Genomic DNA, 17,656 nt, shown 5'->3' with positions numbered 1-17,656 from the left:
GGCTATAGAGTCCTGCCCGTGGCAAATCATCAGGACGACACCAGGACGGCCTACGACGGTGTCGTCGAGCTGTACGCATCGCTGTTCGCAAACCGGCTGGAGACACAGCCTTTCTCCCGGGCCATGATCGGCACCTTCGCCGAACTGGTGCGCGCGACGGGCAACCCGCGGGCAGCGGACGTCGGGTGCGGGCCCGGACATCTGACAGCCATGCTGCACGAACTGGGCCTGGACGCCTTCGGACTCGACCTTGCCCCCGGCATGGTCGTCCACGCCCGGCAGGCCCATCCGGCGCTGCGCTTCCAAGAGGCGCGGATGGAATCCCTGCCGATCGAGGACGGCGCGCTCGGCGGCGTGCTGGCCCACTACTCGATGATCCACACCCCTCCGGGGGAGCTGCCGGAGCTACTCTCCGAACAGGTACGCGTCCTGGCGCCGGATGGCCTGCTCCTGGTCTCCTTCTTCGGGACCGACGGACAAGAACCGGTTCGCTTCAACCACAAAGTGGCGCCCGCCTACAGCTGGCCGGCAGATAGCCTCGCCGAACTGCTGGCCGATGCCGGTCTCGATCCCTTCGCCCGGCTGCTCCACGATCCGGCCTCTGAACGGGGTTTCCTCGACGCGCACCTGCTGGCCCGCCGCTCGTAGGTCCTGCCCGGCAATACCCGCCAGATGTCGGCGCATATCCGGGCTGCCAGCTCGACGGACGCTCGCTGGTCCGACGGGAATTGTCAGACAGGTCCTAGTCGGCGTGCCAGGGAGACAGCCGATTCCTCGGCGGTGCCAGCCCCGGTCACGTTGCCCCGGGACGGGCCCCCGCCCCCCTAAGGCGCCGGTGGAAGCCAAGCACCGGCGGCCTGCGTCAGGCGCAGTACTGCTGCTCCTTGCCGATCGAGCGGTACATGCAGTCCGCGTTCTCGATCAGTTGGAGCACCGCGTCGCGGTTGCGGCTGGTCTCGCGCTCGATGACCTCGTCGGGCGGGTAGAAACCGCCCCCGCTGGCACCACCCGGGTACATCTCGAAGGTGTAGCCGAAGATCTTCTGGTTGCCCCACAGCCAGTCGTCGATGGAACCATCGGTGATGTACAGGTCACTCGACTGCTCCGGCGTGTAGCCGTTGCTGGCGGCCATCTTCCCGCCGACGGCGGCGAAGGCGTTGCGGTCGTCCTGGGTCAGGCCCGGCGCCGTGTCGGCGCTGGTGTAGCCGAACGGCCAGAGGATCAGCTCGCTGTACGTATGGAAGTCGATGCCCGCCCTGATCTGCTGTTTGCCGCCGATCACCCGGGAGCGCACGAAGTCGGCGACGACCTTCACCTCGGGAGCCGACTCGGCCGACGGGCCGCGATAGGTCTCCGAGCTGGTCGAGCCCGAGGAACCGCCGCAGCAGCCCCACTTGAAGTTCCAGTTGCGGTTCATGTCCGTGCCGACGTACGACGAGCCGGCGTTGGGCTGCCGGTTCTTGCGCCAGCTGCGGTAGGAGCCGGAGGCGATGTCGTACTCGCCGCCATCCGGGTTGAGGTCCGGCACGATCCAGAGTTCACGGCCGTTGACGGCGTTGGTGATCCGGGAGTCGGAGCCGTAGCCCGCGCCCAGCTCGCGCAGCAGGTACAGGGCCATCTCGACGGTGAGGTGCTCGCGTGCGTGCTGGTGGTGCGTGAAGAGGACCTCGGGCTCGTTCTCGTCGGTGGCCACGTTGTCACTGACCTTGATGGCGATGATGTCCCGGCCCTGGTACGTCTTGCCTATAACCCGCTTGGTCATGATGCCCGGGTACTGCTGGAGCCGCTGATTGATCTCCGTGTTCATCTCGGCGTAGTTGTGGTAGCGGGAGTCGGCGGAGGGGAAATCCATCGGCCGCACGGCCCGTCCCCCGGTCCGGTCGGGCGGCGCTGGCAGCACCTTCAGGCTGTGACCGAGTGCCCGCAGGCGGGCAGCCTGCTCGGGGTTGGCGCTGACGACGACCACGTGGCCGTCCGCCTCGTCGACGGAGACGCCCGCGGCGGTGAGGGCGGTGCGTTCGGCTGCGGTGTCCGGGCCGTGGATCTCGTACTGCCGGATGACCTCCTCGCCTGCCGCGACCGGTGTGGTGGCCGGTGATGCGGGCGAGCTCGGGGTGGGCGCGGTGGCGGTGAGCGGTACCGCGACGGCGAGCGCCAGTAAGGCCGTGAGGGTGGCGGACCTTCTGCCGCGTATGCGAAGTCGCATGCTGTCTCCTGGGTGGGGGTACGAGGGCTTCCCGTGCGACGCATCGTGCAGGCATGGCATGGACTCGTCAAGAGAGCCACTCGGGCCAAGGTCCCGTCCTGCATTCCTGAGTGGTCGGCTCCGGAAGTCCTTCGGGGGTTGATCATGCGGCCAAGGCGGCGGAGGATTCTTCGTGCCGGCTGGGTTGGTGCCGGTCGAGTCTGGCCAGAAGATCGTCCAGGTCGGAAGTGGTGATCTTCCACTGGAACGGCTGTGCCGTGGCGTTGTAGCGGTCTGACCCCCTCCACCTTGCCGAGCTGTTCGGGCTCCACGAGAGGACCGCCATGCGCTATGCGGACTCCGCACGGGCCCTGCTGGAACAGGCCGCTGAACAGCAACTTCGACAAAACCTGCTCGGCCAGGACGCACGGTGAAGGCAATCATGAGTGAGTGACGTCGACCGAAGCAGCAGAAACCGCCCTCCAGGATCATGCCGCTTCCTCCACGCGTCGCGGTCCTCGCGCAGCCACAACCCGTGGTCGAGGACGACGTCGTGGCGGCCGCCGGCTCGTCGGCCACCTGCTGTCGTACCGGAGTTCGGGCGGTGGACCTTGGTCGTAGGTCACCGGTCCTGGCAGGGTTGTGGTGCGTGAGGTCTTGAGGTGCCGGGGTGTGACCGGCGGCCGCTTCCGCGCGGGTCTGGCCGGCGCGGGGGTTCCACTGGAAGCCGCTGCGGGCTTCGACGCTGGGCAGGAGCCGCTGGTCGGGTCCGTAGTCCTCGCGGGGGTGCATGAAGAGGGGGTCGGTGGTCTCGATGGTGCACAGGTGTTCGGCGTAGGCGTCGAGGTACCCCTTGCGTCCCTGCTCGGTGGCGAGGCGGGGGCGAAGGCAATGAACGGGGGCAAGGGCGTGAAGCCCATGTAGTGGAAGATCCCGTTGTTGACCGGCCACAGCAGATGCAGGATGTCGAGGTTCGGGGAAGTCGTGCAGCCCGCCAGCGGCTGACTGCCCGTCGCCCGCGATGGCGGCCGTTGCCCCAAGCCGCACCTGCACGTGAGCAGCAGCGTCTTCGCCTCGTACTTCTATCAGGACAGCCCGGAGCGGGGGGGCGTACCGCCGAGGTCGGCTCTCCCGGCCCGCCAAGCCGGCGACCACGGCTAGCGGGGCCCACCGCGTTGTTCAGGAGCCGCCTCGCGCATCAGCCGGTTGCCGTCACCGTTCACCGTGACACAGGCGGTGGGTGTGGGTGGTGGCCGGGCAGCCGGGCGGTCAGCTCGCCGCGGGTTCAGTGGTCGCGGTGCGCGGGCCGCGACGACGTCGCCGGCCGATGGGCGCGGGTTTCCACCAGTTGGCGGGGCCGAGAAGTGCCATGACGGCGGGGACGAGGATTCCGCGGACCAGGATCGCGTCGAGGACGGCTGCGGAGGCGATGCCCGCGCCCATGAGTTTGAGGATAGTGACGTGGGAGGTCGTGATGGCAGCGGTGGAGATGGCGAGGGCCGCTGCGGCGGAGGTCATCAGCCGGCCGGTGCGGGAGATGCCCTTGACGATGGCCGACTGGTTGTCCAGGCCGCGGTCGAACTCCTCCCTGATTCTGCCCAAGAGGAAGACCTCGTAGTCGATGGACAGGCCGAACGCGACGGCCAGGGTGAACAGCAGCAGACTTGCGTCGAGGGAACCGGTGACCGTGAACCCGCCCAGCACGTCCGCCCCGTGTCCGTACTGGAAGGCCCACACGATCAAGCCGAGAACGGCAGCCAGGCTGATGAGGGCCACCGCGAGCGCTTTCAAGGGGGCCATCGCACTGCGGGTGAACGCGGTGAGTGCGGCCAGCAGAACCACACACATCGCCACTGCCACCCAGGGCAGTGCGCCGCGCACCGCGTCTGTGGTGTCGGTGATCTGCGCGGCCCGACCGCCTACCAGGACCAGGCCCGGCGCGGGAGTCTTGCGCAGCCCATCGACCAGGCGCGCGGCCTGGGGCGTGTCGGGTCCCACCGTTGCCGCCACCAGCACCGCTGCCGGGCGCCGCTCCTGCGCCACATGTCCAGGCCGACCCGCCGCAGGACTGGGCACCACGCGCACCGCACCCGCATGCGGCAGCCGGGCCACGGCGGCCGTGTAGTTGCCAAGGCCCGCTCCCGGCTGTTCGAGGACCACCACCTGGACTCGTTCCGGGGGTACGTCGAAGCGCCCGCGGAGGTCCGCGGCAGCGGCGGCGGCTGAGGCCGTCGGCGGCAGCGTCCGCTCGTCGATCGCGCTCAGCCGCAGACCTGTTGCGGGCCAAGCCATCACCACCAGCACCGCGAGCGCCCCCAGGCCCGCCGCCACAGGCCGGGCAGTGACACGCCGGGCGGCCTTCTGCCAGAACCGGCTGGCTCCTCCGATCGGCGCCCGGCGCAGCCTGCGCAGCGGGTCGGCGCCATCGACGCGATCACCCAGTAGCGTCAGCGCGGCCGGCAGCACCGTCAACGCGGCCAGCGCCGCGAGCAACGTCACCGTCACACCCGCGAGGGCGAGCGCGCGCAGCAGCGGGACGGGGATGGCGGCCATCGCCACCAGGCATGATGAGATCACCACAGCCGAACAGAACACGCAGCGACCCGATGTATTGAGCGCTACGTCCAGTGCTCGGGCGCGCGGCATTCCTTTCACGTGTTCCTCGCGGTAGCGGGCGAGGACGAACAAGGTGAAGTCGATGGACAGACCGAAGCCGATGGCTGCGGCCGCGTTGACCGCGAACGCGGACACATCACTCACGTGGGCCAGCAGACCCAGCAAGGGAACAGAGCAGACGACGGCCAGCATGGCGACGACGAGGGGCAGCGCGGCCGCAGCCCACGAACCGTAGGTCAGCAACAGGAGAAGCACGATGAGCGGCGCAGCCCAGAGTTCCGCCTTCAGCAGATCGGCCCCGCCTTGCTGGTCGATCTCGGCCGTCGCCCATGAGACGCCGCTCGCGTCCACCCGCATCCCCGGCACAGCCGCACGCGCCTTGGGCACGAGACGTAACGCCGCTTCCTTGCGGTCCGCGTCGCTGCCCGACAGCGAGACCGTCACCAGTCCGGTGCGTCCGTCCCGCGAAATCAGCCAGGGATCTCCCGTGGCGGCCGACTGCACCGTACGCACAGCCGGTTCGTCCGCCAGCACACGGGCAACGGTCCCGGTACCCGCTGCAACCGCCGGCCGTGCGCTCCCGTCGCGCATCGTCAGGGCGAGCACCAGATCCGCAGTGCCGACGCCCAGCCGCTCAGCCTGGGTCTGAGCCCTGGCTGACTCGGTGCCTGTGGCGATGGTCCCGCCTGCGCCGAAAGCGCCGGACACCGCTGGGAGACTCAAAAGCGCCACGCCCAGCGCAACCGCCGCGCACACCACCACCCCCCAGGCCCGGGACGTTGACCACGCCCCCCTCCCTGTCACATCCCCGCTGTGTACTGGCATACCTGCACTAACGATCAAGGCGTACCCAAAGTGATGTTGCTGCTGGCCGGAAGTCCACCCAGCCGCCGAGCCGAGCCGGCTTCCCCCGCCCGCTCCAGGCGCGTCAAGTGCGGGTTCAGTGGTGAAGGGTGAGGTCTTCATTCCGGGCGTCACGCAGTTGGGCCGGCCTGCCGTCGGGCGCGGCGTCCAGAGCGGTGCGGCGCCGCTGGCACAGGCGGTCCAGGACCTGCACCCCCGGTTCCGCGCCGCGGAGCAGGGAGGGCCCGGAGCCGACGAAGCGCGAGCAGACGCCCACGTGGGCGTGGTGAACATCTGTCAGGACTTCCACCAGGCGCCGGTGGGCGGGGCGCAGGATAGAAGACCTGGCCGGTGCGGCCAGGCCCCACTCGCGCAGACTCTGCACCAGGACACGATGATCGGCCGACCACAGGCCGGAGAATCCACGGGGAGCCTGCGGTGGGGCCATCGAGGGCCTGACCGTGTCGTGGTATGCCTGCGCGTCGAAAGACGCGGTGATGCGCAGGGCGGACGCGCTGGCGCGCAGGAAGTGAGCGGCGCTTTCCAGGCCGAGGGCGGAACCTGCGGGCGAGGGGGCGCGAAGGGCGTGCCGCAGGGCGATGACGGTCGCCTGGGTGAGGGCGAAGAACAGCCGGTGCCCCTGGATCCAGCGCTGGCGCACCGTGGCCTGCGTCCGGGACTCGGAGAGGCCGGTTCGCGGGATCAGGCCGGCCGCGTGCGCGGCGAGATCGAGGTCGGGCTCCGTCAGAGATCCGTCCGGGTTCCGGGAGAAGGCCCGCACTGTGGCCAGGGTGTCGTCGAGGGCGTCGATCAACAAGAGCGCGGGGGTGCAGGCGCACCGTGCGACCGCGAAGAATTCGTCGAAGGCGGCCTCGCGGGGGTCGCGTTCGGGGAGCCGGCGGTGGTCCGGGGCTGGGTGGTGACGGTCAAGTCGGTCCGCGGCCTCCCGCAGGGTCGCCAAGTCGTGGGGCAGGTGCTGAGGCGGGGCGAGCCACAGCACGGATTCGTCTGTCATCTGGGTCATTTCACTAGTTTTTATGCGGTACGTTACCCGGCATGTCAGTGACTCCTGGTGATGATTCGTTTCGCAGCGCAATCGGCGAAGTCGCCGCGATCCTCGAGGACTATTGGGAGGACCTGCGCGAGGAACGCCTGCCGGTGACACCAGACCTTCACCCCGGGGACGTACGTGCGATGCTGCCGGACTGTGCACCGGTGCACGGCGAGCCGATCCGGGATGTCCTGGCCGATGTACGGCGGGTGGTGATCCCCGGGCTCGTCCACTGGCAGCACCCTTCGTTCCTTGGCTACTACCCCACCCAGACCAGCCCCGCGTCGGTGGTCGGCGAGCTTCTTGCCTCCGGCCTGGCGGTCCAGCACATGATGTGGTCGACGGGCCCGGCCGCCACCGAACTCGAGGAGACGGTCCTGGACCACCTCGCGGTCGCGCTGGGCCTGCCGGAGCGCTTCCTCAGCACCGGGGACGGCGGCGGGGTCCTGCAGGACTCCGCGTCCTCAGCGGTCCTGGTGGCCGTAGCCGCCGCCCTGTACCGGGCCTCGGGTGGGCGCTGGCGCGAGCACGGCACCGAGGGGCGCTACCGCCTGTACTGCACCGACCAGGCGAACTCCTGCGTCCCCAAAGCATCACGCATCGCCGGCCTGGGGAACCCACCCAGATCCCCACCCTGACAGGCACCTGCGAGATGGACCCCCGCGCCCTGCGTGAGCAACTGGCAGCCGATCGCGCGGCAGGCGTCGTTCCCGCGATCGTGGTCGCCTCGGTCGGCACCACGGGCACCTGCGCCATCGACCCGGTCGCCGACATCGCCGTCGTATGCCGGGAGTTCGGTGCCTGGCTGCACGTGGACGCCGCCTACGCCGGCTCGGCCGCCGTCTGCCCCGAGAACCGCTGGATCAACGAGGGTGTCGAGCACGCCGACTCCTACGCCGTGAACTGCCACAAGTGGCTGCTTACAGGACCGCCCTGCGACGCCATGTGGGTAGCTGACCGCCACAGCCTCACCGCCGCCATGGACATCTGCCCGCCTTTCCTGCGCAACCAGGCCAGCGAATCGGGCGATGTCACCGACTTCCGCGACTGGCAGGTGCCGCTCATGCACCCATTCCGTGCCCTGAAACTGTGGTTCGTCCTACGCACCCACGGCGTCGAGGGCCTGCGCGCACACATCCGCGAACAGCTCTCCCACGCCGCGCTGCTCGCAGACCTGGTGCGGGACAGCCCCGGCTTCGAACTGGTCTCGCACTCACTCGGACTGGTGTGTTTCCGCCTCACCGGTGACAACGCCCGAACCGAGTGCCTGCGCAACGATCTCGACGCCACCCACCAGATCCTGGTAACCCCCACCACCGTTGACGGCCGCTACATCCTGCGCGCGGCCCTGGGCTCGCGCCTGGCGTCCCAGACCTCTGTACGCAACGCCTGGGCTCTGGTGCGCGAGATCGCAGCCACGATCCCCGACAACCGGCCCGCGTCATCCGAATCCTCGCCGACGACCCCGGTCGGCGCCCGGTAACCAGGTACGTGCCCGGACATCGCTCAGGGGGAGCCGCGGACCGTGAACGGGAGCAAGTGAGATCCGGCCGCACCGGGCGCTGCGTCGATGTCGTGTCCCACGGCGTGGCGTGCCTCATGAACACAAGCCCATCGCCTCAGCCTTCGCCACGCGAACGACATTCAGCGGAGAACCCTGTGCACGACCATGACGATGCGACCGCGGCGGGCGAACGCTGGTTCGACTACGCGGCCGCGCACCCGCACACGAACGTCGAGATCGGCGGGGTGGCCGTGGTCGCCGGCCCCGCCCCTTCGACCGTCGAACTGCACGCGTTGATCAACTTGATGCGGGCGGCCCACCCGCCGCTGCGCGACCGCGCTCGCCCACGGGGCGCGAGCGCGGTAGGCCCTGCAGCGCCAGCCGATCACCTTGAGGAGGTCGCGCTGACGGCGTTGGGCGGTGACCTCGCGCTGCACGCGGCGATCGAGCGCGTGTGCGCCCAGCCGCTTAGGGACGTCACCTGGGGCATGACCTTGCTCCACGGCCACCGTGACAACGAGTTCGCCCTGCTCCTTCGCGCCCACCACGGCCTCCTCGACGGCATGTCCCTGATCGCGATCACGCTCGCCGCGGTGCGGGAACCCGGCCTCCCGCGCCGCCGTACACCCCCCGTGCACCCACCCTCCTGGACGAGCGCACGCGTGCGCGCCCTGCTACGCGCGGTCGTCGGTATCGCGCTGCCCGCGAACGCGATCAGCCTCGGCCCCGACCGTGTGCAAGCCCCGACCGGCCCACCCAGGCGCATGTGGGTCCACACCCCCCTGCCTCGTATGAAGGCCATCGCCCGGGAAGGTGGTGTCAGTCTCAACGACGTCTACCTGGCCGCCCTCGCCGGCGCCCTGCGGCCCTGGCTGCCCGACCGGACCACAGGCACCGTACAGGTGACGGTCCCCCTCAACACCCGGCGCAGCAGTACGAACACCGCGCTGGGCAACTTCCACCGCGGTGTCCCCGTCATCCTGCCCTGCCACCTGCCCACCGCTGCCGAACGCCTGGCCGCCACACGCCTGGCCACCAGAAACATCCGGTTCAGCCACCGCGATCCCGACGCGGATGTTCTGTTCGACATCCTGCCCACGCGCTGGCATGGCAGAGCCCTGGCACGAATCCTGCACCCGCGACGCACCACCATGGTGGCCACCCACGTCCCCGGTCCCGCACGTCCCCTCGAACTCCACGGCCACAGCATCAACGCCTTGCTGCCGCTGATGTTCCTGCCCGCAGGACACCACCTGTCGGTCTGCCTGGGCGAATACGCCGGAACCGCGCACCTGGCCGTCGTCGGCGACCCCAGCCTGCCCGAGATCGACGAACTCCCCGCCCGCTGGCTCGCCGAGCTCGACGCGCTTGAAGGTGCTTTCACACAGCCCTGCCCTGCCACAGCTTCCATGCCCAGCACAATCAGGGATCCGGCACCGGACAATGCGGAACGTGTCGTGACAGGTTCCGCCGAACAAGACGCGTAGCTGAAGCAGTACAGATTCCTGGACGCGCCGGGCAGACGGCCTGCTGCCGAGTCGGAGCAGACCCGGGCTGCCCGCGCTGGGCCGGCAGATCGCAGGTCGTCCGGCGGTGACGCAGGATTCCCTGCGCGCCCTGGCACGAACTCCCCCTGGGCCTGTTCGCCGGGCCATGGGTTCACGGCAATCTGGACCACCACAGGCTGCGGTCCAGATTGCCTGCGCCCCCAGGCTGCCCCTACGGGGACTCGAGGGGGCGGCCACTGACGTCTCCGTGGAAAGCGGCGCGGATCTGCAGCCCTGCTCAGTGCACCGAGGCTGGGTTGGACGGGGCTGAGGATTCGAAGATGCGGGTGAACCGCGCGGCCTGGCCGGCGGAGTGCTCAAGCACGGCCGCGAGTTCCTCTCGAGCCTGTTCGCCGTCCGGGCGCAGGCCACTGGCGTCGAAGATGCCCAGGAAGCGCACGATGGGCTGCAAGACCTCTTCGTAGTGGGTGACGGGGCTGTAGATACCGGAGCGCGCCATCGACTGAGCCAGCCGTGCATAGCCGGGGGCACCGTGGCCGGGCGCACGGATGGAAGCGGCGACATCTGCCACAGCCCGTACGGTTCGGTCAGGATGCAGATCCATCGCTGCCGCCAGGACCGTGCGGTAGAAGAGCATGTGCCGGTTCTCGTCCATGGCAATGCGGTTGAGCATTGCCTCGCAGGCCGAGTCGCCGCACTGAAGCTTGATGTTGCGGTAGGAGACGCGGGTGCCGAGTTCCTGGAGGGTCACATAGACCAGGGAAGCGACGACATCGTCGCCGTAGTCCATGCCCCAGCCGTTTTGGACGTGGGCGGTTCGGTCGTTCTCCAGGGCGACAGGATCAACCGCGCGGGTGACCATGAGGTAGTCGCGAATGGCGATACTGTGGCGGCCTTCTTCGACTGTCCAGCGATTGACCCAGGTTCCCCAGGCTCCGTCCCGGGTGAAGAGCTCGGCGATCACACGGTGGTAACTCGGCAGGTTGTCCTCGCTGAGGAGGTTATGCACCAGGCCGTCCCGGGCTGCCTTGCCGAGAGTGCCCTGTTCCGGCTCCCAGGGTGTCCCGCCCAGCACGCCGTCGAAGTCGGCGCCGCGACTCCAGGGGGTGTACTCATGGGGATACCAGTCATCCGCGCTCTCCAAATGGGCGTCCACCGCCTTCGCCACCACCGGCTCGAGCTCGCGCAGCAGGCTGACGTCACGGCGAGGTGCCTGGTAGGGGTCCATGGTTACTCCAAGGGATCTCGACCTGCGGAGCGCCGCTGGTCCGGCCCTCCGACAGGGGTGTCACGTGATGTCCGGTCCTCCCCTGACGGCTACACCTGCGGGGGTGGCTCCTGGACCTGCACCCGTTCGTTGTCGTCGACGTCCGGCGCGGCCCTCGGGGGCCCGTGGCAGGACCGTCACCACCGGGTCAGGTTCAGCTCGATGGCCGTACGATGTGGCGTGCTGCGGTTGGCTATGTGCTGGTGAGCAGCAGGACCGCGTTCTGGCCGCCGAAACCGAAGGCGCAGCTGACGGCTGTGTTGGTGGTGACCGGACGAGGCGGTCCGGCCACGATGTCCAGCATGTGCTTGCTGTCCTGCTGCTGGAAGTTCGCGGTGGGCGGGACCGTGCCGTGGCGTAGCGCGAGTACCGTGTACGCCGCCTGGATCGCGCCCGCCGCCCCCAGGGAGTGTCCGATCACCCCCTTGGACGCCGTGACTGGAGGCGTGGTGTCGCCGAAGACGCGCGCCAGCGCTGCGGCTTCTGCCTTGTCGCCAAGCGGGGTGGAGGTGCCGTGCGCCTGTACGTGTCCGATGTCGCGAGGGCTGCACCCCGCGTCCTGGAGGGCGGACACGATTGCGCGGACGGCGCCGTCGCCCTGTGGGTGCGGGGCGACGGGATGGTAGGCATCGGAACCCGCACCGTAACCGCGCAGCAGGGCCAGCACCTCGACCTGACGAGCGCGTGCGTCGGCGGCCCGTTCCATGACGAGGACGGCGGCGCCCTCACCGAGGACGAATCCGTCCCGAGCCGCGTCGAACGGCCTGCTGGCCGACTCGGGTTCGTCGCGGCGCGGCGACAGCGCGCGCATCCGGGTGAAGCAGGTGGCCGTCATCCGGGACCGGCCCGATTCACTGCCGCCCGCGAGCACGATGTCGCAGGTTCCCGACCGCAGCAGATCGCGTGCCACCCCGATCGCGGTCGCGCCCGAGGCGCAGGCGCTCGCGGTGGTGAAATTGGGACCTTGGGCGCCGAGGTCCATGGCGACCTCACCGGCAGCCATGCTCGGCACGCTGCGCGGCAGCGCGAGCGGCGAGACACGCACCGGCCGGCCCGCGCCGAGATGGCCGAACTCGGTGACGTATGTGCTCAGGCAGTTCGATCCGACGCCGAGCACGACCCCGACCCGTTCGCCGAGTCCGACATCCGTGGGCAGACCGGCGTCGATGACTGCCCGGCGGGCGGCGAGAAGCGCGAACTGGATGAACCGTCCCACCCGCCGGGCCAGCGGCGGGCCGAGTCCCGCCGCAGCGTCGAGGCCGGTCACCTGGCAGGAGAAGTCGACGGGCAGGCCGACGAGCTCGGGGTCCTGGGCGGCCAGCGATCGGCCCCGGCACAGGGCCGCCCAGTTCTCCTCAAGCGTGTGCCCGGCCGGGGTGACGAGCCCGAGCCCGGTGATGGCGACGTCAGCGGGCATGGGCGAAGGCACGGGCGGCGGCGGCGAGGGTGGCAGACGGGGCCAGGTCCATCGCCTCTTCGGAGGGCACGATCCCAAACCGCTCCTCCGCCGCCACGACCAGTTCCATCAGGGCCAGGGAGTCCATGCCGAGACTCTCGAAGGTGAGGTCCGGCGTGAGTTGCCGGGCCTGTGCCTCGCCGCCCAGCTGCTCATTGACCAGGGCCACAAGCTGCTCGGGAAGGGTGTTGTATGAGGCTTGGGTCATGTCTGGTTCCTCCTGCAAGAGTTCTCTGTCTGTACGTGGCTCGCGGCAGTCACGCCGGTCCTCATTCGGATGAACGACTCACGGCCTCCATGCGCTCGAACAGTTCCCGAGCTCGGGCCCCCGTTCCGCGAGCTGCTCCACATGCGCACCCAGGCGTTCCTGCGCCTGCTCGCCGACCGCTCCGAGGCCGGCCAGAGAGGTGACCTTCAGCGCCCGCACAAGAGGGGCCACCACATGCTCGAGGTGGACATCCAGGTTGTAGATGCCGGACGCCGCGATGCGCGCCGCACGTCTCCGGAAGCCAGGGATCATCGCGCCGGGCATCTCGAAGTGTTCGAGGACATCGGCCAGAGCGGCGAGCGCCGCGCCGGGGTACAAGGCAAGCGCGTCAGCGAACAAGTCCCGGTAGAAGAGCATGTGCAGGTTCTCATCGGCCGCAATCCGTGCCATCAGCTGCTCGCCGACCTGGTCCCCACAAGCTGTCCCGGCATTCCGGTGGGCCTGTCGAGTCGCCAGTTCCTGGACGGTGACGTAGGCCAGCGCATGCAGGGGCGTTGTCGCACCGGAGTGGTAGCCGGTGCCGACGTGCCGCATCCGCAGATTTTCGAGGGCGATGGGGTCCACGACGCGGCGGGCGTGGACGTAGGCGCGCAGGACCGAGGCATGCCGGTCCTCCTCGGCCGTCCACCGATGTACCCAGGTGCCCCAGGCACCGTCCCGCCCGAATCGGGTGGCGATCTCGAAGTGGTAGCTGGGCAGGTTGTCCTCGGTCAGCAGATTGACCACCAGCACGTCCTGCACGGCCTGGGGCAGTGCTGTCTGCTCCGGTGACCAGGCCGTGCCGTCCAGCGGGCCGTCGTAGTCGCGCGCTGCGCTCCACGGCACGTACTGGTGCGGGAACCATTCACGGGCGGTGGCCAGATGCCGCTCGAGGAGTCGCTCCACCGCCGGCTCCAGCTCCCGCAGGACGCGCTCCGTCTCGGCCAGAGCCTCGGTCATCCACCTGTGCCCTTCTCCATATGCAGGGACATGCCTGTCCGCAGACTGCAAACGCATACGGCGGGAACCGGAAACGATCATTCACCCGTTTGATTGATGGGCGGCATGTGATGTGCATTGGGTGTGCCTCACTGGTTTTCACTGGTGGTGGGTGTGGCGGGCTTGGTACCGCGTTGTTGGGGTGTCCGTGGTGAAGGATGCTGTCGATTTCTGGTGAAGGCCGGTTGTCGTGTGTGCAGGGCGTGGCTGTTCAGGGTCGGTTTTTGTGATCAGTTCAGGGTTGGCTGAGCTGGGCTGATCAGTTGCAGGTCGGGGCTGGGTTCGTGGGGGAGTGGTTGGGAGGCCATCGCTGGTGGCTGGGTTGTCGGTCTTGGTCATGGTGTGAGCTGTGGGTTTGTCAGGTGTCAGGCTCGCTGATCAGGTGTGGTCAACTTTTCTGTGCGCTGGTCACTTTCGCTGATCATGGGTAGGTACGGGGCCGCGTGGTGGTGTGTCGGAGAGAGAGCCGGCGTACGACGGAGCGGGCCGTCGGCGCTGGTGGGCGTCGCGAAGGGCGGGCAGGCGTCACCACAGTTCGGCCGAGTTTCAGTGCAGGAACCTGCCCTTTGCCCCGGCGCGTGTCAGCCCCCGGGGGCGGGACGCTCACGTAGCCGAGCGCCACCGCCTGCAGGGCTCAGGGCTGGCGAAACCCGCGACCGGGATCACGAGCCTGATCCGGGCGGAAGGGCTCGAACCACTCGGCGGCGCCCAGGCTCGACAAGCCCCCCGCCTGGTTGATCTCATTGCCGCTGTTCTCGATCCCATACAGAGAAACGTCGAACAGCATCAGCACATCGTGGTCCTCGAACAGAACACTCGAGCACCACCGGATCGCCGGTCTCTTCAGGAGTTGGGGCGCGGGGTTCAGGCTGCCCGCGTACTGTTCTCCAATGCTCCGCGAGACCGGAAACGGGGCGTACGACCGCCGTTTTTGGACGGAGAATGCCAGGTCATTGACAGGTTCGCGAAGCTCCGGGTCAATGGGAGCGCTCCCACTCCATGTTTTCTCGCCCAGGAGGTACCGCGCCGATGCCTGTACCGCTCGTACCGCCCCGCCCGGCCGCACCGCGGCCCCGAAGACTGGTCCGACGCGTGCCGCGTCGGTCGGTGGCCGTCCTGACGGGCCTCTTGATCGCCGCCTCGTTGCCCGCCATGACCGCGCACGCCCGGACGGAGCCCTCCGCGGCCGTCACCGTCATCGAGGCGGAGGACGGTGAACTGCGGGGCGTCACCGTGGCGTCCACCGCTCCCGGCTTCTCCGGCGCCGGCTACGTCGAGGGGTTCGACACGGCCGAGGACGAGGTGACGCTCACCATTCCGGACAGCCCCGGTGGGCTTCACGACCTGACCGTGCACTACCGCGGGCCCTTCGGCTCCAAAGTCACCTCGCTCCTGCTCAACGGCGAGGGGGCCGGCGACGTCCCACTGCCGGAGTCCCATGCCTTTACCACCGCAGACGCCGGCCGGCTTCTCCTCCGGCCCGGCGACAACACCGTCACCCTCCGCAGCAACTGGGGCTGGTACCAGATCGACGGCATCAGCATCAGCCCGACGCCGCCGCGCGGACCGCACCAGGTCCACGGCACGCCGGTCGACCCGCGGGCCACGCCCGGAGCGCGGTCCCTGTTGCGCTACCTCTCCGACAACTACGGCGAACACACCCTCAGCGGCCAGCAGGACATGGACTCGCTCGCCTGGGTGGAGGAACATGTGGGCCGCACCCCGGCCGTCGCCGGACTGGACATGATGGACTTCTCCCCGAGTCGGGTGGAGCGCGGAGCCTCCTCCAAGGAGGTGGAGCACGCGCTGGCCTGGCACGCGCGCGGCGGCGTCACCGCCTTCGTCTGGCACTGGAACGCCCCCGCCGGGCTGATCGACGAGCCCGGGAAGGAGTGGTGGCGCGGTTTCTACACCGACGCGACCACCTTCGACCTGGCCGCCGCCCTGGCCAACCCCTCGTCCGCGGAGTACCGGCTCCTGATCCGCGACATCGACGCCGTCGCCGCCCAGCTCTCCCGCCTCCAGGACGCTGGCATCCCCGTGCTCTGGCGGCCCCTGCACGAGGCGGAGGGCGGCTGGTTTTGGTGGGGGGCCAAGGGACCGGGACCGGCCAAGGAACTGTACCGCCTGATGTACGACCGCATGGTCGGTCACCACGGACTGCACAACCTGCTGTGGGTGTGGAACTCGCTTGACCCCGAGTGGTATCCGGGTGACGACGTCGTCGACATCGTCAGCGCCGACACCTATCCGCCGGCAGGCGACCACAGCGCTCAGAGCGGTGCGTACGAGCGACTGGTAGAGCTGGTGGGTGACAAGAAACCGGTCGCCCTCAGCGAGAACGGCCCCATCCCCGACCCCGACCTGACCCGCGCCTACCAGGCCCACTGGAGCTACTTCACGACTTGGAGCGGCGGCTTCGTCAAGGACGGCGTCAGCAACTCGCGGGAGCACCTGAAGCACGTCTACGGCCACCGGGACGTCATCACCCTCGACGAGTTGGGTGACTTCACCCGCCACGGCGGCTGCCGGGCCGACTGGGAGGTCGTCGGCGCCTGGGGCGAGGGCCATCTGGTCAAGGTCACGGTCACCAACGACGGGGACGAGCCGCTCTCCGGCTGGCGAACCGGCGCCAACCGGAAGCCCGGCACCGCGCTCGGCGACCACTGGAACGCCCGGGTGGATCTCACCCCGGGTGGCTGGTCGGCCGTGAACCTCGGCTGGAACGCCGCTCTGGAACCGGGTGATTCGACATCCTTCTACCTCCGATGGACCGCAGCCGAACCGGCGGCCTCGTCACCGGCGTTGAGTTGCCAGGCCCGGTAGCCCCGGCCGGGCGGCGCCCGGGGGTGCCGGGCGCCGCCCTTTCGCCGGCGGGTGCGCGGCCGTGAACACGACAGATCGCCGTCCGCCGGCTCAGCACCGTCGTCCGCCCGACGACGTGAGGCGGCCCATACCCGTGAATTGGCAGGTACGGGCCGGTGAAGACCGGATCCGGGTTCTTCACTCAGCTGTTCGGCGGGCCCCATGGTCCTTTGGAACGCCGGGTGGATGACGCCCCGGTTCTCACGGCTTCATGATCGCGGACGCTCTAGGAGACGTTGAGGCCGTACAGGCTCAGCGGCCGGGTGACCGGCTCGAAGAACGTGGTGCCGCCGCTGTCGCCGGGTTCGGCGCAGGCGTTGGTCTGGATCGTGTTGTAGACCAGTTGGCCTCCGCCGTAGTTGACGGTGGCGTTCAGGCCGGTGACGGAGCCGGTGGTGCTGCCCGAACGTTCGATGCGCTGGCCGACGGTGGGGCTGGCACGGGTCTTCAGGGCGAGGTGTTCGAAGACAGGAATGTCTTGACCTGCATGTGTCCTCCGATGAGGGGTCCTGGGCCCGTCCGGTGCCCGGGCCGCCGGCACGACAGCGGCAGGCCCAAGGACCGTGGGGGCGCCCTGGGAGTGCCACATCGATTGGGTGAAGCTTCGATGGAGCAGTCCTTGCCAACAAGTTCGACTTTCGGACAGCCCGGTGCAGAGCTGTGGGCGCGGGGCGGTTTTGGCAGGTTGGCGCCCTTGCCGGGTCCGGCGCCGGATGCAGTGGGAAGGGTGCGATAACGGTCTCCCCGACCCGCACGTATGGACCGCACGGTGCCGGTGCCGCTGCGCAGGCCGCGTAGTGGTGAGAAATGCGCCACCTATGACCATGGCTCACGATTTCTCACGACATGAGGCGTGACGGAGATGGTGCTGCTCAGGGTCGGGCTGCTGTCTGGGGAGTCGATTCCGCCGCCCGAGACATTTGGGGCGCGGCTGGTTCATGCCGTGCCGGGAAGGTGAGTCGGTGCAACGGGGAGGGTGTGGGCGTCGCCCGTCTCCAGTCCGGGGACGGCCCGGAGATGATGCTGCTTCGTGTGCGGTTACGGCGAAAACACTTCGGGTACTCGCCATGAGAACAAAGGCTTTATGAGAGAAATTGTCAGAACTTGTTGTGTTG

14 protein-coding genes and 1 pseudogene are annotated in these 17,656 nt (G+C 69.0%); 6 read left to right on the top strand and 9 right to left on the bottom strand.

All coding sequences use genetic code 11. From position 1 onward, the window contains the following. Positions 1 to 18: 18 nt before the first annotated feature. The gene (locus tag Sfulv_RS00500; protein ID WP_018961050.1) at positions 19 to 648 is read left to right on the top strand and encodes a class I SAM-dependent methyltransferase; all 630 of its coding nucleotides are present in this window, start codon (positions 19 to 21) and stop codon (positions 646 to 648) included. A 214-nt stretch (positions 649 to 862) separates the two neighbouring features. Here Sfulv_RS00500 and Sfulv_RS00495 read toward each other — a convergent pair whose 3' ends face one another. Then, the gene (locus tag Sfulv_RS00495; protein ID WP_173310229.1) at positions 863 to 2,206 is read right to left on the bottom strand and encodes a M14 family metallopeptidase; all 1,344 of its coding nucleotides are present in this window, start codon (positions 2,204 to 2,206) and stop codon (positions 863 to 865) included. 651 nt (positions 2,207 to 2,857) lie between these two features. Here Sfulv_RS00495 and Sfulv_RS00490 point away from each other — a divergent pair. Continuing rightward, a complete protein-coding gene (locus Sfulv_RS00490) occupies positions 2,858 to 3,109 on the top strand; it encodes a hypothetical protein (RefSeq protein WP_173310227.1) in 252 nt (83 codons plus the stop codon). Between the two features lie 345 nt (positions 3,110 to 3,454). On the opposite strand, the gene Sfulv_RS00485 is transcribed toward Sfulv_RS00490, so the two are convergent. Then, a complete protein-coding gene (locus Sfulv_RS00485) occupies positions 3,455 to 5,563 on the bottom strand; it encodes an MMPL family transporter (protein ID WP_173310225.1) in 2,109 nt (702 codons plus the stop codon). Between the two features lie 178 nt (positions 5,564 to 5,741). Beyond that, on the bottom strand, positions 5,742 to 6,668 hold the full coding sequence (locus Sfulv_RS00480; RefSeq protein ID WP_173310223.1) for a 3-methyl-L-tyrosine peroxygenase-related protein: 927 nt from the start codon (positions 6,666 to 6,668) through the stop codon (positions 5,742 to 5,744). A gap of 134 nt (positions 6,669 to 6,802) precedes the next feature. On the opposite strand from Sfulv_RS00480, the gene Sfulv_RS29990 reads away from it, so the two are divergent. The 3 genes from Sfulv_RS29990 to Sfulv_RS00470 all read left to right on the top strand — a co-directional run bounded on the left by Sfulv_RS29990 (position 6,803) and on the right by Sfulv_RS00470 (position 9,686). Next, positions 6,803 to 7,333, top strand: a complete 531-nt coding sequence (locus Sfulv_RS29990; RefSeq protein WP_256668760.1) for a pyridoxal-dependent decarboxylase — start codon at positions 6,803 to 6,805, stop codon at positions 7,331 to 7,333. Positions 7,334 to 7,347: 14 nt separating this feature from the next. Next, positions 7,348 to 8,178, top strand: a complete 831-nt coding sequence (locus Sfulv_RS29985) for a pyridoxal phosphate-dependent decarboxylase family protein (RefSeq protein ID WP_256668759.1) — start codon at positions 7,348 to 7,350, stop codon at positions 8,176 to 8,178. A 176-nt stretch (positions 8,179 to 8,354) separates the two neighbouring features. Continuing rightward, the gene (locus Sfulv_RS00470) at positions 8,355 to 9,686 is read left to right on the top strand and encodes a WS/DGAT domain-containing protein (protein ID WP_173310221.1); all 1,332 of its coding nucleotides are present in this window, start codon (positions 8,355 to 8,357) and stop codon (positions 9,684 to 9,686) included. Positions 9,687 to 9,984: 298 nt separating this feature from the next. Here Sfulv_RS00470 and Sfulv_RS00465 read toward each other — a convergent pair whose 3' ends face one another. From Sfulv_RS00465 to Sfulv_RS00445, 5 genes are all read right to left on the bottom strand, one after another. After that, positions 9,985 to 10,935 carry an acyl-ACP desaturase gene (locus Sfulv_RS00465; protein ID WP_173310219.1) on the bottom strand — a complete coding sequence of 317 codons (951 nt, stop codon included), beginning with the start codon at positions 10,933 to 10,935 and terminating at the stop codon, positions 9,985 to 9,987. Between the two features lie 232 nt (positions 10,936 to 11,167). After that, positions 11,168 to 12,391, bottom strand: coding sequence for a beta-ketoacyl-[acyl-carrier-protein] synthase family protein (locus tag Sfulv_RS00460; protein ID WP_173310217.1), 1,224 nt, complete (start codon positions 12,389 to 12,391; stop codon positions 11,168 to 11,170). Then, positions 12,381 to 12,638, bottom strand: a complete 258-nt coding sequence (locus Sfulv_RS00455) for a phosphopantetheine-binding protein (RefSeq protein WP_246352944.1) — start codon at positions 12,636 to 12,638, stop codon at positions 12,381 to 12,383. The genes Sfulv_RS00460 and Sfulv_RS00455 overlap by 11 nt, the downstream gene beginning before the upstream one ends. Positions 12,639 to 12,716: 78 nt before the next feature. After that, on the bottom strand, positions 12,717 to 13,637 hold the full coding sequence (locus Sfulv_RS00450) for an acyl-ACP desaturase (RefSeq protein WP_173310213.1): 921 nt from the start codon (positions 13,635 to 13,637) through the stop codon (positions 12,717 to 12,719). 673 nt (positions 13,638 to 14,310) lie between these two features. Next, a complete protein-coding gene (locus Sfulv_RS00445; RefSeq protein ID WP_173310211.1) occupies positions 14,311 to 14,469 on the bottom strand; it encodes a hypothetical protein in 159 nt (52 codons plus the stop codon). 314 nt (positions 14,470 to 14,783) lie between these two features. On the opposite strand from Sfulv_RS00445, the gene Sfulv_RS00440 reads away from it, so the two are divergent. Beyond that, entirely contained in the window at positions 14,784 to 16,502 is a 1,719-nt protein-coding gene (locus Sfulv_RS00440) for a glycosyl hydrolase (RefSeq protein ID WP_256668758.1), read from the top strand. Positions 16,503 to 16,767: 265 nt separating this feature from the next. On the opposite strand, the pseudogene Sfulv_RS00435 reads toward Sfulv_RS00440, so the two are convergent. Continuing rightward, positions 16,768 to 16,980: pseudogene (locus Sfulv_RS00435) on the bottom strand (serine protease); the annotation flags it as partial. Positions 16,981 to 17,656 lie beyond the last annotated feature (676 nt).

Source organism: Streptomyces fulvorobeus (assembly GCF_013167895.1).
Lineage (GTDB): Bacteria > Actinomycetota > Actinomycetes > Streptomycetales > Streptomycetaceae > Streptomyces > Streptomyces fulvorobeus.
Note: the sequence above shows the minus strand (reverse complement) of the source record. Positions and strands in the feature narration are given on the sequence as shown.